This window comes from Micrococcus sp. iso_239, from assembly GCF_056173395.1.
This window is the reverse complement of record NZ_CM149672.1, coordinates 941820-957963: the sequence shown is the minus strand read 5'-3', so window position 1 is coordinate 957963 and position 16144 is coordinate 941820. Positions and strand designations below refer to the sequence as shown.

Annotated in this window: 17 protein-coding genes; 1 reads left to right on the top strand and 16 read right to left on the bottom strand. The window is 74.4% G+C overall.

Going from position 1 to position 16144, the window contains the following annotated elements:
- Nucleotides 1-46: 46 nt before the first annotated feature.
- From AC0VX2_RS04455 to ftsY, 15 genes are all read right to left on the bottom strand, one after another.
- Complete coding sequence (locus AC0VX2_RS04455; RefSeq protein WP_260490892.1) at nucleotides 47-1315, bottom strand: DNA-processing protein DprA; 1269 nt, start codon at nucleotides 1313-1315, stop codon at nucleotides 47-49.
- Nucleotides 1312-2916, bottom strand: coding sequence for a YifB family Mg chelatase-like AAA ATPase (locus tag AC0VX2_RS04450; protein WP_036312821.1), 1605 nt, complete (start codon nucleotides 2914-2916; stop codon nucleotides 1312-1314). Before AC0VX2_RS04450 ends, AC0VX2_RS04455 begins: the two co-directional genes overlap by 4 nt.
- Nucleotides 2913-3332 carry a YraN family protein gene (locus tag AC0VX2_RS04445; RefSeq protein WP_036312824.1) on the bottom strand — a complete coding sequence of 140 codons (420 nt, stop codon included), beginning with the start codon at nucleotides 3330-3332 and terminating at the stop codon, nucleotides 2913-2915. The genes AC0VX2_RS04450 and AC0VX2_RS04445 overlap by 4 nt, the downstream gene beginning before the upstream one ends.
- Nucleotides 3333-3466: 134 nt before the next feature.
- Entirely contained in the window at nucleotides 3467-3790 is a 324-nt protein-coding gene (locus AC0VX2_RS04440; RefSeq protein ID WP_002853817.1) for a DUF2469 domain-containing protein, read from the bottom strand.
- Between the two features lie 116 nt (nucleotides 3791-3906).
- On the bottom strand, nucleotides 3907-4659 hold the full coding sequence (locus tag AC0VX2_RS04435) for a ribonuclease HII (protein WP_036312829.1): 753 nt from the start codon (nucleotides 4657-4659) through the stop codon (nucleotides 3907-3909).
- Nucleotides 4656-5255, bottom strand: coding sequence for a signal peptidase I (gene lepB / locus AC0VX2_RS04430; RefSeq protein WP_036312832.1), 600 nt, complete (start codon nucleotides 5253-5255; stop codon nucleotides 4656-4658). Before lepB (AC0VX2_RS04430) ends, AC0VX2_RS04435 begins: the two co-directional genes overlap by 4 nt.
- The gene (lepB, locus tag AC0VX2_RS04425; RefSeq protein WP_036312835.1) at nucleotides 5252-5995 is read right to left on the bottom strand and encodes a signal peptidase I; all 744 of its coding nucleotides are present in this window, start codon (nucleotides 5993-5995) and stop codon (nucleotides 5252-5254) included. The genes lepB (AC0VX2_RS04430) and lepB (AC0VX2_RS04425) overlap by 4 nt, the downstream gene beginning before the upstream one ends.
- A gap of 36 nt (nucleotides 5996-6031) precedes the next feature.
- On the bottom strand, nucleotides 6032-6385 hold the full coding sequence (rplS, locus tag AC0VX2_RS04420; protein ID WP_002853821.1) for a 50S ribosomal protein L19: 354 nt from the start codon (nucleotides 6383-6385) through the stop codon (nucleotides 6032-6034).
- A gap of 248 nt (nucleotides 6386-6633) precedes the next feature.
- Nucleotides 6634-7380: a tRNA (guanosine(37)-N1)-methyltransferase TrmD gene (gene trmD, locus AC0VX2_RS04415; RefSeq protein WP_036312840.1), complete on the bottom strand. Its 747-nt coding sequence runs from the start codon at nucleotides 7378-7380 to the stop codon at nucleotides 6634-6636.
- Between the two features lie 3 nt (nucleotides 7381-7383).
- Nucleotides 7384-7971 (bottom strand): ribosome maturation factor RimM, encoded by a 588-nt coding sequence (rimM, locus tag AC0VX2_RS04410; protein WP_036312846.1) that lies wholly within the window; start codon nucleotides 7969-7971, stop codon nucleotides 7384-7386.
- Nucleotides 7972-8075: 104 nt separating this feature from the next.
- Nucleotides 8076-8315, bottom strand: coding sequence for an RNA-binding protein (locus AC0VX2_RS04405; protein ID WP_029248213.1), 240 nt, complete (start codon nucleotides 8313-8315; stop codon nucleotides 8076-8078).
- 2 nt (nucleotides 8316-8317) lie between these two features.
- Nucleotides 8318-8764 (bottom strand): 30S ribosomal protein S16, encoded by a 447-nt coding sequence (rpsP, locus tag AC0VX2_RS04400; protein WP_020628324.1) that lies wholly within the window; start codon nucleotides 8762-8764, stop codon nucleotides 8318-8320.
- Between the two features lie 200 nt (nucleotides 8765-8964).
- Nucleotides 8965-10551, bottom strand: coding sequence for a signal recognition particle protein (gene ffh / locus AC0VX2_RS04395; RefSeq protein WP_145015486.1), 1587 nt, complete (start codon nucleotides 10549-10551; stop codon nucleotides 8965-8967).
- 123 nt (nucleotides 10552-10674) lie between these two features.
- The gene (locus AC0VX2_RS04390; protein ID WP_069941901.1) at nucleotides 10675-11937 is read right to left on the bottom strand and encodes an ammonium transporter; all 1263 of its coding nucleotides are present in this window, start codon (nucleotides 11935-11937) and stop codon (nucleotides 10675-10677) included.
- A gap of 195 nt (nucleotides 11938-12132) precedes the next feature.
- The gene (gene ftsY / locus AC0VX2_RS04385; RefSeq protein WP_200869971.1) at nucleotides 12133-13341 is read right to left on the bottom strand and encodes a signal recognition particle-docking protein FtsY; all 1209 of its coding nucleotides are present in this window, start codon (nucleotides 13339-13341) and stop codon (nucleotides 12133-12135) included.
- A 71-nt stretch (nucleotides 13342-13412) separates the two neighbouring features.
- On the opposite strand from ftsY, the gene AC0VX2_RS04380 reads away from it, so the two are divergent.
- On the top strand, nucleotides 13413-14717 hold the full coding sequence (locus tag AC0VX2_RS04380; RefSeq protein WP_069941898.1) for an MFS transporter: 1305 nt from the start codon (nucleotides 13413-13415) through the stop codon (nucleotides 14715-14717).
- 89 nt (nucleotides 14718-14806) lie between these two features.
- Here the strand turns inward: AC0VX2_RS04380 and wecB are convergent, their stop codons facing one another.
- Nucleotides 14807-15952, bottom strand: coding sequence for a non-hydrolyzing UDP-N-acetylglucosamine 2-epimerase (gene wecB / locus AC0VX2_RS04375; RefSeq protein ID WP_475432698.1), 1146 nt, complete (start codon nucleotides 15950-15952; stop codon nucleotides 14807-14809).
- Between the last annotated feature and the right edge of the window lie 192 nt (nucleotides 15953-16144).

The window sequence follows — 16144 nt, the reverse complement described above, 5'->3', positions numbered from 1 at the left end:
CCATCCGCGCCCCGGGCGACGGGGCCCGGGAGCACGCGACCGGTGGTCATCCCCGCCGCCATCGGTCCTCGACCCGTTCGGCCAGGCCCGCCCGCTGCAGCCGGGACAGACAGGCCAGGACGGTGGGCAGCGCGAGCCCGGCGCTGACGGTGATCCGGTCGGCGGGCACCGCCTGGCGCAGGGGCAGCGCCTCGTGGACGAGGGCCTCCTCCATCGTGAGCCCGTCGGTGGGCCTTGTGGCGGGCTCGGGAGCCGCCCGGGTGGAGGCCCGCCCGCCCGCGCCGCCGCTCCGGGCGGGCGCCTGACCGAGCAGGGCGAGGGCCTCCTGCTCGGTGGTCACGAGACGGGCGGGGCTCTCCTGCAGCAGACGGTGGCAGCCGGCGGAGCTGGGCGAGGTCACGGGGCCGGGGACGACGCCCACCTCGCGGCCGAGGCCGAACGCGTGGCCCGCCGTGTTCTGCGCTCCCGAACGCCAGCGCGCCTCGACCACCAGCACGGCCCCCGCGAGCGCGGCGATGACCCGGTTGCGCTGCAGGAACCGGTAGCGCGTGGGACTCGCACCGGGCGGCATCTCGGACACGAGCAGCCCGGCGGCCATCACCGCGCGAAGCAGGTCCTCGTGGCCGGCCGGGTAGAACCGGTCGAGGCCGCCGGCCAGCACCGCCACCGTGGGCGGGACGCCGTCGCGATCCGCCGCGTCTTCCGGTGCGGCGGGCGCCTGCAGCGCGGCCCGGTGGGCGGCGCCGTCGATGCCGTACGCACCGCCGGAGATCACGCACGCGCCCTGCTGGACGGCGTGGGCGGCGCAGCGGGCGGTCACGGTCCGTCCGTACGCGGTCGCCTCCCGGCTGCCGACGACGGCGAGCATCCGGTCCGCGGGAGGCAGCGTTCCGGAGCCGCGGAACCACAGGCCCAGGGGCGCCTCCTCGCCCAGGTCCGCCAGGGCGGCGGGCCAGGCGTCGTCCTCGGGGATCAGCAGGCCTCCCCCGAGCCGGTGCAGAGTCACGAGGTCACGCTCCGGCTCCAGCCGGGCGGCCCGGGGCGCCCAGCGGGCCAGCCCCGCGGCCCAGCGCCGGGGCAGCGTGTCGGGCGCGCCGGCGCGATCGGCGAGCAGATCGCGCTCGGCGGGCTGGATCGTCTCCCGGCCCGTGAGCAGGGCGAGCGCCCGCTCCGGCCCCAGCGCCGTGACGGTCTGCACCGCGAGCGCGTCCCCGGGCTCGACCAGCCGGGTCAGGGCGGCGCGGGCGAGCCGGGCGGCGTCCGGCCGGCGCGGCCCGGCGACGTGGTCTGCCGCCGGGGTGACGTAGGTGGTCATGCGTCCTCCTCGTTCTGGTGGCGCAGCGTGAGTGCCACGTCGGTGTCCTCGGGTGCGGGCCGTTCGGCGCCGCGCAGGTCTGCCAGGGTCCAGGCGAGGCGCAGGACGCGGGCGTGGCCGCGCGCGCTCAGCAGGCCCTGGTCGACGGCGTCGTCCGCGGGCCGGCGGGCCGCCCGGGGCACGGCGTACGGGCCGTGCCGCAGCACCCCGGCGGGGACGTGCGCGTTGCGGCGCAGCCCGGACGGGACGAGCCCGCGCTCGGCGGCGGCGGCCCAGCGCCGAGCCTGCCGGTCGGCGGCCGCGGCGACCCGGGCGGCCACCTGCGACGTGGTCTCGGAGGCGGGCGCCCCCGTGAGCTGCCGCGCGTCGACGGGCCGTACGGTGACCTGCAGGTCGACGCGATCCAGCAGCGGCCCGGAGAGCCGCTGGGCGTAGCGCCGGCGTTCGGGCACGCTGCACCGGCATTCGACGCCCGTGCCGCCGCCCTTGCCGCACGGGCAGGGGTTGGCGGCCAGCACCAGCTGGAACCGGGCCGGGTAGACGACGGCGCCGAGGGCCCGGTGCAGCAGCACCTCCCCGGACTCGAGGGGCTGGCGCAGCGCCTCGAGGGTGCGCCGTTCGAACTCGGGGGCCTCGTCCAGGAACAGCACGCCGCCGTGGGCGAGGGAGGCCGCTCCCGGCCGGGCGAGGCCGCTGCCGCCGCCCACGAGGGCCGAGCGGGACGCCGAGTGGTGGGGTGCCTCGAACGGCGGGGTCCGGTCGATGTCACCGTCGAACCCCTGGGCCGTCCCGCCCCTGCGCCGGACACGGGCGTCGCCGCCGCGGAGGGAGCGCAGGGCGGCGCACTCGAGCGCGGTGCGCCGGTCCAGGGGAGGCAGGATTCCGGGCAGGCGCTCGGCGAGCATGGTCTTGCCCGCCCCCGGGGCGCCCATGAGCAGCAGGTGGTGGGCGCCGGCGGCTGCGACCTCGAGCGCGAACCGGGCCTCGGCCTGTCCGGCGACCTCGGCGAGGTCGGGCACCGCACGGGCCGGCTCCGGTTCCGGGGCTGTCACCTGCCGTCGGGCCGGGCGGTGGGGCGGCTCTCCGTCCGGTTCCCCGCCGAAGGCGCGGATGACGTCGTGCAGATGGGCGAAGCCGCGGACCTCGGCGCCGGGGACCAGTCGGGCCTCGGCCTCCGCATCCTCGGCGACGACCACCTCGGAGCACCCCGCGTCGACGGCGGCCATCACCATCGCCACGGTCTCCGGCGAGCGGTGCAGGGCGCCGTCGAGGCCGAGCTCGGCCAGGAACACGGGCCCCTCGACGTTCCGCACCCGCCCGTCCGCGGCGTAGGCCGCCAGGACGATCGCCAGGTCGTGGCACGCACCCCGCTTGTGCACCCCCGCCGGCAGCAGGTTCACGGTCAGGTGCCGCCGGGTCAGGGGCAGTCCGGCGTTGCGCGCGGCGGAGCGGATGCGGTCCCGGCTCTCCTGCAGCGCCTGGTCCGGCAGGCCGAGGAGGGTGAACCCGGGCAGGGACTGGGCGATGTCCGCCTCGACGTGCACGACCTCCCCGCGCAGACCCGCCAGCGTGATGGAGCGGGTGCGTCCGATGCCGCTCACGGCCGCACGTCCTGCAGCAGGTCGAAGCGGATCCCTCCCGTGCGCGGCACCAGCACGGCGACGGCGTCGACGCGCCAGGGCGTGCCCCGGCGGTCCGCGGCGTGGGCCCGCACCCACGCCGCGGTGAGGCGGTGCAGCCGGGTGAGCTTGCGCCGGTCGATCGACTCGAACGGGTCGCCGAAGGCCAGGCCCGAGCGGGTCTTCACCTCGACGCCCACCCACCAGCCGGCGTGGTGGGCCACGATGTCCAGCTCTCCGGCCTCGCCCCGCCAGTTGCGGTCGGCGATCACGTAGCCGCGCTCGGCGAGCCAGCGCGCGGCGGCGTCCTCACCGAACCGGCCCAGCGCCGTGTGCGCGCGGCTGGCGCGCCTCTCTCCGGGCGGCTGCGCCCCGATCTGTTCCGCGGTCCCCGTCATCCCGACCACCTCCTGGGCACCAGGGTGGTCCCGGGCGAGGCCGCGGGGTGGGCGGCGGCGGGGATTGTGCGGGGCCGGACGCCTGTGCAGGAGTGGACGTCTGCGTCCCGTCCTCTGGACCGCTCAGGGGTGGGTCAGCTCGGCAGCTGGCCGTCCGGCGGGACCGTCAGGTCCTCGGTGGGCAGCTCCTCGATGTTCACGTCCTTGAAGGTCAGCACCTTCACGCGCTTGATGAACCGCTGCGTGCGGTACACGTCCCACACCCAGGCGTCCTCGAGCAGGATCTCGAAGAACACGTCCCCGTCCGCCTGGCGGGGCGTCAGCCGCACGTCGTTGGCGAGGTAGAAGCGCCGCTCGGTCTCCACGACGTAGCGGAACAGGCCCACCACGTCCCGGTATTCGCGGTAGAGCAGCAGCTCGGCCTCGGCCTCGAAGTCCTCGACGTCGTCTGCGCTCATGACATGCCTCCTCAGTGTTCGCCGCGCACCCGCGACAGTCCGGGCACGCACGGCCTCCATCCTCCCCCGTCCGGGGGTCGCACGTCGAACGGGCGGCCTCGCCCGGCCCCGGGGGCTCAGTCGAACAGCGTGGGCGGCGCCTGCGCGGGCGCGCCCGGCAGCCCGAGGTTCCAGCTGCGCCGGTGCTGCTCGCTCGCCCCGCGCTCGGCCAGGGCGGCCCGGTGCGCGGCTGAGCCGTACCCCTTGTTCCCGGCCCATCCGTACCCCGGGTGCGCCGCGTCGAGGGCGATCATGACGTCGTCGCGGGCCACCTTCGCGGCGATCGACGCGGCCGCCACCGTCGCGCACCGGTCCTCGGCCCGCACCAGCATCGTGGGCTCGGGCGGCAGCGGGCGCGGCGCGGGCGCGGGGCCGGCGTCGGGATCGGAGCGGCTCAGCCAGTCGTCCCGGCCGTCGAGCACGAGGGCGACCGGCTCCTGCCCCACCGCGGCGCACAGCGCCGCCCACGCCCGTCGCCCGGCGAGGCCGAGGGCCGCCGAGATCCCCAGCGCGTCGATCTCCGCGGGGCCGGCCTCGCCCAGCGCCACCCCGGCCGCCCAGTCCTCGATCTGCGGGACCAGGGCGCGCCGGCGTCGGTCCGTGAGCGCCTTGGAGTCGCGCACCGGAGGGATCTGCCCCGCGGCGGGCAGCCACGCGGCGCACACCCCGACGACGACGGGCCCGGCCAGCGCGCCCCGGCCCACCTCGTCCATGCCCGCCACCAGCACCCGGTCCGCTCCCCGCGCGGCGAGGGCCGGCGCGGCCAGCCCCGCCTCGACGTCCAGGCCGGCGCGCACCGTCGGCCGGCCACCGCCCCGGCGGGCGGTCACGTGCGAGCCTCCGGCGCGGGCGCGTCCGGCACGGTGGCGAACGCGTCGGGGTCGGTGCCGGCGCCGCCGATCCGGTCCAGCGGCCAGACCACGAACCGGGCGCGGCCCACCACGTCGTCGAGGGCCACGAACCCGCCCCCGGGCCCGGCGCGGTGCGCGCGGGAGTCCGCCGACGCCGAGCGATGGTCACCGAGCACCCACAGTCGCCCCGCAGGCACGGTCACCTCGAACGCCTCCTGCGCGGGCGTCTCCCCCGGCGCGAGGTACGGCTCCTCCACGGGCACCCCGTTCACGCGCAGCGTCTCCTCGCCGGGTGTCCAGGAGACGATGTCCCCCGGCAGCCCGACGGCCCGCTTGATCACGTGGCCGCCCCCGGGCAGCCAGCCCTTCGTGTCTTCGAACACCACCACGTCACCGCGGCGCACCGGGAACGGATCCGGGGTGAGCAGCGTGGCGACCACGCGGTCGCCGGCCCGCAGCCCGGGCTCCATGGACGAGGACGGGATGGCGTACATGCGCGCCAGGAAGGCCCACGCCAGCACGCAGGCGAGTACGGTCACGGCGGCCGCGATCAGCGCGGTGCGGCGCCCCGTCACGGCGTGTCCCCGGAGGGGGCGTCCATGGTCCCGCGGCGGGACAGGGGCCACACGATCTCCGCGGCCCGGCCCTCGACCCGCTCGAGCGGGATCAGCCCGCCGCCGGGGGCGCCCAGCAGTGCGCGGGAGTCCCGGGAGGCGGCGCGGTGGTCGCCCAGGACGACCATGCGCCCGTCGGGCACCTCGAAGGACCAGGTCCCCGCCGCGGCCGGCTCGTCTGCGGTCACGGGCCTGCCGAGATACGGCTCGTCCAGCGGCTCGCCGTTGCGCAGCAGCCGGCCGTCCGGGGCGCAGCACTCGAGGCGGTCCCCCGGCAGGGCCAGCACGCGCTTGACGAAGACGTCCTCGGCCGCGCCGACGCCCCACCACCGGGCGACGTCCTCGAGGCCGCGCTCGAGCGATCCGGCCGAACGGTACGGCGCCAGGCTGCCGGCGCCGTCGAACACCACCACGTCGCCGTGGTGCAGGCCCTGCCCGCCGGCCGCGGCGGCGTCCACCCGCACGCGGTCGCCGGGCTGCAGGGTCGGCTCCATCGACCCGGAGGGGATGAGGTAGACGGGGCCGGTGAGGGCTCGCAGCACCGCGGCCACCACGACGGCGGCCACCACGGTCAGGCCGAGCCACGCCCACCAGCGGCTCGTGCCGGAGGCGGGGGCCGCCGTCGGGCCCGAGGAGGAGCCGGCCCCGGACGCGACGGAGCCCCGTGACCGGCGGGGGTCACGGGGCTCCGAGGTGCGCATGGGTCGATCACCGGTCGGCGGGGCCGACCGGGATGATCACTTGGCGTCGGCGCGCTTCTCGCGGATGCGGGCGGCCTTGCCGTGGCGGTCGCGCATGTAGTACAGCTTCGCGCGGCGCACGTCGCCCTTGGTGACGACCTCGATCTTGTCGATGACCGGGGAGTGCACCGGGAACACGCGCTCCACGCCGATGCCGAAGGACACCTTGCGGACGCGGAAGGTCTCGCGCACGCCGTAGCCCTGACGGCCCATGACGTAGCCCTGGAACACCTGGACGCGGGCAGTCTTGCCCTCGATGATGTTCACGTGCACCTTGACGGTGTCGCCGGGGGCGAACTCCGGGATGTCGTCGCGCAGCGTCTTCTTGTCGAACGAGTCGAGAATGTGCATGTCGTCTCTCCTGGCGGATGCCACAGGTCAACCGCGTGGTATGCGGGCGCACGGCCCGTCCACGTCCGCATGACGAGGGGGCCGGGTCCCGAGCCGAGGGCCGGGCTCCGCACGTGGGGTGCGGTCCCGGGGTCCGATCCGTTGACGCGCGCCCCCTGTGGCAGGTCGGGCGTCCGGCGGACACGAGGATCCATTATGCCACAGCCGATGACGCCGCGACGCCCCTCCGGCCCGTCGGGCGCGGCGGGTCAGTCCTCGGAGTCGTACGCCGCCCACAGGTCCGGTCGCCGCTCGCGCGTGCGCTCCTCCTGCTGGGCCCGACGCCAGGCCGCGACCTTGCCGTGGTCGCCCGAGAGCAGCACGGGCGGCACCGCACGGCCCCGCCAGTCCGCGGGCTTGGTGTAGACCGGGTACTCCAGCAGGCCGTCCTCGTGGGACTCCTCGACGAGCGAGGCCGGGTTGCCCACGACGCCCGGCACGAGGCGGCCGACGGCCTCGATCATCGCCAGCGCCGCGACCTCGCCGCCGTTGAGCACGTAGTCGCCCAGCGAGACCAGCCGCACCTCGAAGAGCTCCTCGGCCCAGCCGAAGACGCGCTCGTCGATCCCCTCGTAGCGGCCGCACGCGATCGCCACGTGCTCCCGGCCCGCCAGTTCCCGGGCGAACCGCTGGGTGAAGCGCTCCCCCGAGGGCGTCGGCACGAGCAGCACGGGGCGGTCCCCCGGCTCCGCCGACGACGACTCGGCGGGGGCCGGTGACACGGGCCCCTGGGCCGCCACGTGCTCGAGCGCGAGCGCCCACGGCTCCGGTTTCATCACCATGCCGGCGCCGCCGCCGTAGGGCGTGTCGTCCACGGTGCGGTGCCGGTCGACGGTGAAGTCGCGCAGGTCGTGGACGTGCACGTCCACGAGGCCCTCGCGGCGGGCACGGCCCAGCAGCGAGACGTCGAGCACCGCGAGGTACTCGGGGAAGATCGTGACGACGTCGAAGCGCACCGCTCAGTCCTCCGCATCCGCATCGGCGGGCCCGTCTACGGCGCCCTCGTCCTCGCCGGTGGCGAGCTCGAGCAGCCCCGGCGGCGGGGTCAGCACGAGCACGCCGGCCTCGGAGTCGATCTCCGGGACGATCTCCTCGACGAAGGGCACCAGGGCCTCCTCCTCGACGCCGTCCAACGCGACGTGCAGCAGATCCTGGACCGCCCCGGTGGTCAGGGCCGTGACGACGCCGACGCGCTCGCCCTCGACCCGCACCTCGAGGTCCACGAGGTCCTCCTCGTACCACTCGTCGGACTCCTCGGGCACGGCCGGAACGGCGAACAGCTGGGCGCCGCGCAGGGTCTCGGCGACGTTGCGGTCCGGCGACTCCGCGAAGCCGACCACGAGGATCTGCTTGTTCCACCGGGCGCGGGTGACGGTGAGCTCCGCCGGCAGGCCCGGGGCGCCGTCGCGCACCACGAGTCGCTCGCCGGGGGCGAAGCGGGCGTCCGGGTCGTCGGTGAAGACCTGCACGGTCACCTCACCGCGGATGCCGTGCGGCTTGCCGATGCGGGCGACGCGGACGAGGTCGTCCTGGGCTGCGGGACTCATGGGCTCTCCTGGGTGGGACGGTCGGTGGCGGGAGGGGGCGGGGCCGCAGACGACGACGGCCCGCCGGCCCGGTGAGGGGCGGGCGGGCCGTGCGTCACGGGCCGTCAGGAGCGGCGGTCGGTCTCCACCACGTCCACGCGGACGGGGTGGCCGGCCAGGCCGTCCAGCACGGTGCGCAGCGCGGTGGCGGTGCGACCCTGGCGGCCGATCACGCGACCCAGGTCCTCGGGGGCCACGCGGACCTCCAGCATGTCGCCGCGCCGCTGGGAGCGGGCGTCCACGCGGACCGCCTCGGGCGTGTCCACGATGCCGCGCACCAGGTGCTCGAGGGCCTCGGTCAGCATGGTCACTCGGACTTCTCGGCGTCCTCGGCCGGAGCCTCAGCGGCCTCCTCGGCCGGAGCCTCGGCGGCCTGCTCGGACTCGGCCGGGGCCTCCTCCTGCTTCGGCTCCTCCGGCAGGATGACCGAGCCCTTCTCGGGGGCCACGAAGGCCTCCTTCTCGGACTTGGACTTCAGGGTGCCCTCGGCGCCCGACTCGCCCTTGAACTTCTGCCAGTCACCGGTGACCTTCAGCAGCGCGGCGACCTGCTCGGTCGGCTGGGCGCCGACGGAGAGCCAGTACTGGGCGCGCTCCGAGTCGATCTCGATGAACGAGGGCTCCTCGGTGGGGTGGTACTTGCCGATCTCCTCGATGGCACGGCCATCGCGGCGGGTGCGCGAGTCCATGACGACGACGCGGTAGAACGGGGCGCGGATCTTGCCGAACCGCTTCAGACGAATCTTGACAGCCACGAGTGTGGTTCTCCTTCAGTGGATCTGGGGGGCCGGGGCACGACGCCGCGTGGGGGCAGCGGGCGTCGACGACCTGGCACACGGAACGGAGCGCAGCGGAGGATAGAGGGTCGTCCGGGCTCACGCTCAGTACCGTGTCATTCTGCCAGATCGGGCGGGCCGGTGCACACCCGGCGCGCCGCGACCGGGCAGCGGGCGACTCAGCGGTCCTTGAGGTACTTCTCGAAGCCCGCCGGCAGGTTGAGGGTGGACGGGTCGAAGCCGTCCGTCCCCGCGCCGTCGCGGCCGAACACGGCCCCGGCCTGTGCCTGGGCGGCGCGGGCGCGCCGCTCCTCGATCGCCTTGCGCTCGGCCGCGGCCTTGGCGGGGTTGCCGGACTTCACGCGATCGCGCTTGGCGTTCTTGCCCTTGCCCTTCGCCTTGCGGGAGGCGCCGCCCGGCATACCGGGCATGCCGGGGATGCCACCGCCGGCGGCCATGCGCTTCATCATCTTCTGCGCCTCGGCGAAGCGCTCGAGCAGGCCGTTGACCTCGGACACGCTCACACCCGAGCCGCGGGCGATGCGGGCACGGCGCGAGCCGTTGATGATCTTGGGGGCCACGCGCTCGTGCGGGGTCATCGAGTGGATGATCGCCTCGACGCGGCCGATCGACGACTCGTCGAACTGCTCGAGCTGCTGCCGCATGCCCTGGGCGCCCGGCATCATCATGAGCATCTTCTTCAGCGAGCCCATCTTCTTGAGCTGCTGCATCTGGGTGAGGAAGTCGTCGAGGGTGAAGTCCTCCTGGTCCGCGAACTTGCGGGCCATCTTCTCGGCCTCGCTGCGGTCCCAGTTCTGCTCGGCCTGCTCGATCAGGGAGAGCACGTCGCCCATGTCGAGGATGCGCGAGGCCATGCGGTCCGGGTGGAAGACCTCGAAGTCCTTCAGGCCCTCGCCCGTGGAGGCGAACATGATCGGCTTGCCGGTCACGTGGCGGACGGACAGCGCGGCGCCGCCGCGCGCGTCGCCGTCGAGCTTGGTGAGCACGACGCCGGTGAAGCCGACGCCCTCGTTGAACGCCTGGGCCGTGGCCACGGCGTCCTGGCCGATCATCGCGTCGATGACGAAGAGCACCTCGTCCGGGTCCACGGCGGCGCGGATGTCCGCGGCCTGCTGCATGAGCTCGGCGTCCACACCGAGGCGGCCCGCGGTGTCGATGATGACCACGTCGTGGTACTTCGTGTTGGCCTCGGCGACGCCGTCGCGGGCCACCTGCACCGGGTCGCCGGTGGCGGCCTCGAACTCGGAGGAGACGCCGGGGTGCGGCGCGTAGACCGGGACGCCGGCGCGCTCGCCGCCGACCTGCAGCTGCTTCACGGCGTTCGGGCGCTGGAGGTCGCAGGCCACGAGCAGCGGGGTGTGGCCCTGGGACTTGAGCAGGTGGGCGAGCTTGCCGGCGAGGGTCGTCTTGCCGGCGCCCTGCAGGCCCACGAGCATGATGACGGTGGTGCCCGTCTTGGCGTGCTGGATGCGCCGGGTCTCGCCGCCGAGGATGCCCACGAGCTCCTCGTTGACGATCTTCACGACCTGCTGGCCCGGGTTCAGGGCCTGGGCGACCTCGGCGCTGAGGGCGCGCTCCTTGATCTGCGCGATGAACTGGCGGACCACGGGCACGGCGACGTCGGCGTCCAGGAGGGCGCGGCGGATCTCGCGTGCGGTGGCGTCGATGTCCGCCTCGCTCAGCCGCCCCTTGCCCTTGAGGCTGCGGAAGGTGGCTGTGAGGCGGTCGGACAGGGAGTTGAACACGGCGGGTGTGATCCTTCGAAGCGGGGTCGACTGATCCGGACGCGGTCGGTCGCGGGCGCCGCGGCATCCACTGCGGCGCCCGCCAAGCCTAGCAACCGACCGGCCTCACCCGTCCGCGGCGGCTCACCGCGCCTCCGCGGGGACGGGCACCCCGCCGAAGCCGACGTCGTAGGCCGACTCGTCGTGCAGGGTCAGATCGACGCCCCGCTCCTCGTCCTCCTTGCTCACCCGCAGGCCCATGGTCCCGCGCAGGACCAGGGCGATGACCGTGGTCACCACGGCGGTGAAGACCACGGCGACGAGCACGGCCACCGTCTGGGCCACCAGGAGACCGGCGTCTCCGCCGTAGAACAGGCCCGCCCGGCCCTCGTCCGGCAGGGCGAAGAAGCCGATCAGCACGGTGCCCAGGATGCCGGCGGTGAGGTGCACGCCGACGACGTCGAGCGAATCGTCGAAGCCGAGGCGGTACTTGAGGTTGACCGCGAGCGCGCTGGCCGCACCGGAGACCAGGCCGATCACCACGGCCCCCAGGGGGCTTACATAGGCGCACGCGGGCGTGATGGCGACCAGGCCCGAGACGATCCCGGAGGCGGTGCCGATCGAGGTCGGCCGACCGCGGCGCAGCCACTCCACGAACACCCAGCCGAGCATGCCGGCGGCGCCGGCGGCGAGGGTGTCCACCCAGATCAGTCCGAGCTCGTCGACACCGCCCGCAGCGCCCCCGTTGAACCCGAACCAGCCGAACCACAGCAGGGCCGCGCCGAGCATGGTGAACGGGACGTTGTGCGGCCGGTGGCCGGGGTCCACGCCGAAGCCGTGGCGCTTGCCCAGCATCAGCGCGAGCACGAGGGCGGCCACGCCGGCGCTGATGTGCACCACGAGCCCGCCGGCGAAGTCGAGGGCCTCCCCCAGGCGGGCGCCGATGGCGCCGTCCTCGGAGAGGAGCCCGCCGCCCCACACCATGTAGGCCAGCGGGGCGTAGACGACGGTGGTCCAGACGGGCACGAAGACGCACCACGTGACGAACTTGAAGCGGTCGGCCACCGCGCCGGAGATGAGGGCGACCGCGATGATCGCGAAGGTGGCGCCGTAGGCCGCCGCGACGAGCCCGCCCTCGGCCATCGTGCCGGTCAGCCCGAGGTCACCGGCGGGGCTCCCCACCACCCCGGCCCACCCGTCGCCGCCGGTCATCCCGTGGACCCACAGGACCCAGACGACGCCGACCAGGCCCATCGAGACGAAGGACATCATGATCATGTTGAGCGAGGACTTCGCGCGGGTCATGCCGCCGTAGAAGATGGCCAGTCCGGGTGTCATGAGCAGGACCATCGCCGCGCTCGTCACCATCCACACTGTCCCTGCGTCCAGGACGTTCGACTCCTCCATGGGGGTCTCCTTCGGTCCGGGCCGCGAGCCGGGGGCGAACGCCCGTCCCGCGGCGTCGCTGCCCGGCCCCGATCGGGGCCGATGCAAGGAAGATACCGGAGGCGTGGGCCGCGCCACACGTCGATGACGTCTCCGTGACTGAACAGGGCCCCTCCCGACGTCGTCGGGAGGGGCCCTGGACCGGGGTGCGGGACGTCAGTCGGCCAGCAGCGCGTCCACGAAGCCCTCGGCGGTGAACGGTGCGAGGTCGTCGGGGCCCTCGCCGAGGCCGATCAGCTTGACGGGCACGCCGAGCTGGCGCTGGATGGCGATCACGATGCCGCCCTTGGCGGTGCCGTCCAGCTTGGTCAGCACGATGCCGGTGACGTCCACGACCTCGGCGAACACCTTCGCCTGGGTCAGGCCGTTCTGGCCCGTGGTGGCGTCGAGGACGAGCAGGACCTCGTCCACCTCGGCCTGCTTCTCGATGACGCGCTTGATCTTGCCGAGCTCGTCCATGAGGTTGGCCTTGTTCTGCAGACGGCCCGCGGTGTCCACGAGCACGACGTCGACGCCCTCGGCGATGCCGTGCTCCACGGCCTCGAAGGCGACGGACGCCGGGTCGGCGCCCTCCTTCTCGGAGCGGACGGTCTCGACGCCCACGCGGGCACCCCACGTGGCGAGCTGCTCGGCGGCGGCGGCGCGGAAGGTGTCCGCGGCGCCGAGCACGACGGTGCGGTCCTCCGCCACGAGCACACGGGCCAGCTTGCCCACGGTGGTGGTCTTGCCGACGCCGTTGACGCCCACGACCATGGTCACGGCGGGGCGGTCGCCCCTGCGGGTCGCGGCGAGACGGCGATCCATCGAGGGGTCCACCATCGCCACGAGCTCCTCGCGCAGCAGGGTGCGCACCTGCTCGGGGTCACGCGTGCCCTCGACCGTGACGCGGGCCTTGAGGCGGTCGACGAGCTCCAGGGTGGGCTCGGTGCCGAGGTCCGCCATCAGCAGCGTCTCCTCGATCTCGTCCCACACGTCGTCGTCGATGCGGTCCTGGGACAGCAGCGCCAGCAGGCCCTTGCCGAAGACGTTGTTGGACTTGAGCAGGCGGGCCCGCAGGCGGGCCAGGCGCGAGCCGGCGGCCTCGGGCCGCTCGTACTCGGGCTTCGCCGGGGCGGGCTCCACCTCCTCGACGACGGCGGGCTCCGGCTCGGCGACGACGGCCGGCGCCTCGTCGACCTCGGGGCGCTCCAGGACGGCGGTGGACCCCGACGGGGCCGCGTGCCGCGGACTCGGGCGCGGGTCGTCCGCGTCCCGCACTCCCTGGTACGAGCCCTTCGGCGGGGCGGGGCGCCGATCCAGCAGGCCGACGAGCACGCCGCCCAGCAGCAGGGCGGCCACGACTGAGACTATGAGCACGATTTCCACGGGCCCAGTCTGTCACACGGGCCGTCGCCCGCCCCGGGCCGCACACCCGGCGCCGTGCGAAGATGGCGGTCATGCCGTCGTCGTCCGCCCGCTCCTCGCGGGTCCCCCTGCCCCGTGAGATCAAGGTCCTCGTCGCCGCCGCGTTCATCATCGCGATCGGCTTCGGCATCATCGCCCCGCTGCTGCCGCAGTACGCGGCGACGTTCGACGCGTCCGCCGTCGGGGTGGCCGCCGTCGTGTCCGCGTTCGGGCTGACCCGCCTCCTGTTCGCCCCGGTCTCCGGCAAGCTGACGAACCGGCTCGGCGAGACGCCCGTGTACATGACGGGCGTGCTGATCGTGGCCGCGTCCATGTTCCTGGTGGCCTTCGCGCAGACCTTCCCGCAGCTGCTCCTCTTCCGGGCGCTCGGCGGCGTCGGCTCCACCCTCTTCACCGTGTCCGCCATGGCGTTCCTGGCCCGCAAGTCCCCGCCCACGATGCGCGGCCGGATCTCGGGCGCCTACGCGTCCGCGTTCCTGATCGGCAACATCGTGGGTCCGATCGTGGGCTCCGCCCTGTCCGTGTTCGGGTACCGGGCCCCGTTCCTCATCTACGGCAGCTCCCTGGTGGTGGCGGCGGCCCTCGTGTTCTTCCTGCTCAAGGACACCCGGCTCGCGGACCGCGCCGTCCGCGACGTCCGCCCCGCCATGCCGGTCCGGGAGGCCCTGTCCAACCCGTCCTACCGGGCCGCGCTGGTCTCCTTCTTCGCCAACGGCTGGGCGACGTTCGGGGTGCGCAACTCGGTGATGCCCCTGTTCGCGGCCACCGCGTTCGCCGGCACGGGCCTGCTCGGCTGGCAGGTGGACGGGGCGATGATGGCGGGCCTGGCCCTGTCCGTGTTCGCGCTGGGCAACGTGGTGGCCGTGTCGTTCAGCTCCCGGCTCTCCGACGTGCACGGACGCAAGCCCCTGATCCTCACGGGTCTGCTCGTGATGGCCGTGACCACGGGCGCCATCGGCTGGGTCGGCACTCCGTCGCTGTTCCTGATCGCCTGCTTGGTCTCCGGCGCGGGCACGGGCATCCTGAACGCCCCGCAGCAGGCGGCGATCGCCGACGTCGTGGGCCAGGACCGGCGCTCCGGCTCGGTCATGTCCTCGGCTCAGATGTCCGCCGACCTGGGCGCCATCTCCGGCCCGCTGCTGGCCGGCCTCGTGGTGGACACCGCCGGCTACGGGTGGGCGTTCGTGCTCACCGGCGGCGTCATCCTGCTCGGCGCGCTCGCGTGGTGGCGCGCCCCGGAGACCAACCTGCCGATCGTGCCCGGCGGACCCCGCACCGGGTCCCTGCCGCTGGTCCGCCCGGAGGACGCCCGGGTGACCCCGCGCGAGGACGGGTGAAGTCGGAGGCACGCACGAGGCCGCCGTCCCCGCGGGGCGGCGGCCTCGTGGCCTCGACGGGGTGTCCCCGTCCGGGGGTGCGGTGCGGCTCAGGCGCCGTCGAAGGCCGGCAGCCGCTCGCCCACGCCGAGCAGCTCGGCGATCGCGGAGACGGTGCGCTCTGCCGCGCGGCCGTCGCCGTAGGGGTTCACCGCCTGGGACATCGCGCTGTACGCGGCCTCGTCCGTCAGCAGGCGGGTGACCTCGGTGACCACGACCTCCTCGTCCGTGCCGATCAGACGCACGGTGCCGGCGGTCACGGCCTCGGGACGCTCGGTGTTCTCGCGCATCACGAGGACGGGCTTGCCCAGCGACGGGGCCTCCTCCTGGACGCCGCCGGAGTCCGTCAGCACGACGGTGGCCACCGACAGCAGGTGGGTGAACTCGCCGTAGGCCAGGGGCTCGGTCACGAGCACGTTCTCGCGGCCCTCGATCTCCGGCAGGATCGCCTCGCGCACCACCGGGTTGCGATGCGCCGGCAGGACGAAGGTGACCTCCGGGTGGTCCGCGGCCAGGCGGGCCAGGGCGCGCCCGACGCCGCGCATCGCGTCGCCCTGGTTCTCGCGCCGGTGGGTGGTCACCAGGACGACGCGACGGCCGGACGCCTCCAGCCCGGCCAGACGCTCGTCCTCGAACGGCACCTGGTGGCTGACGGCCTCCAGCAGCGCGTCGATCACGGTGTTGCCCGTGACGTAGACGTCCTCCGGGGCCACGGCCTCACGCAGCAGGTTGTCCCGGCTCACGGTGGTCGGGGGCAGGTGCAGCGCCGAGATCTGGCTGGTGATCTTGCGGTTGGCCTCCTCCGGGAACGGGGAGAGGATGTCGAAGCTGCGCAGGCCCGCCTCGGCGTGGACCACGGGGATGCCGCGGTTGAAGGCGGCGACGGCGCCCGCCGTCGAGGTCGTGGTGTCGCCCTGGACGACGACGGCGTCCGGCCGCTCCTGCTCGAGGACGGCGTCGAGCCCGTCGAGGGTGCGGGCGAACACCCCGTTGAGGGTCTGGCGGGGCTGGATGATGTTCAGGTCGTGGTCCGGGACAATGCCGAACAGCTCATTGACCTGGTCCAGCATCTCGCGGTGCTGCCCCGTGACGGTCACCACGCACTCGAACCGCTCGTCAGCCTGCAGCGCCTTGACGATGGGGGCCACCTTGATGGCCTCCGGGCGGGTTCCGTAGATGGGCATGATTTTCTTCACGGTGTTCCTCGCTGCATCGACGACGGCTCAAAGGGGAGGAGATCAAGTCCAAGCGGCGGGACCTCCAGACGGCTTCACCATAGTCGAAGCCAACAATCCGACCCCCTCAGCAGCCGCGTTCCCGCGCCGCCGTCTCCTACACTAAGGAGGCGGTCGACGCGCCTCCCGCGCGCGGCATCGCCGTCGTGGGGC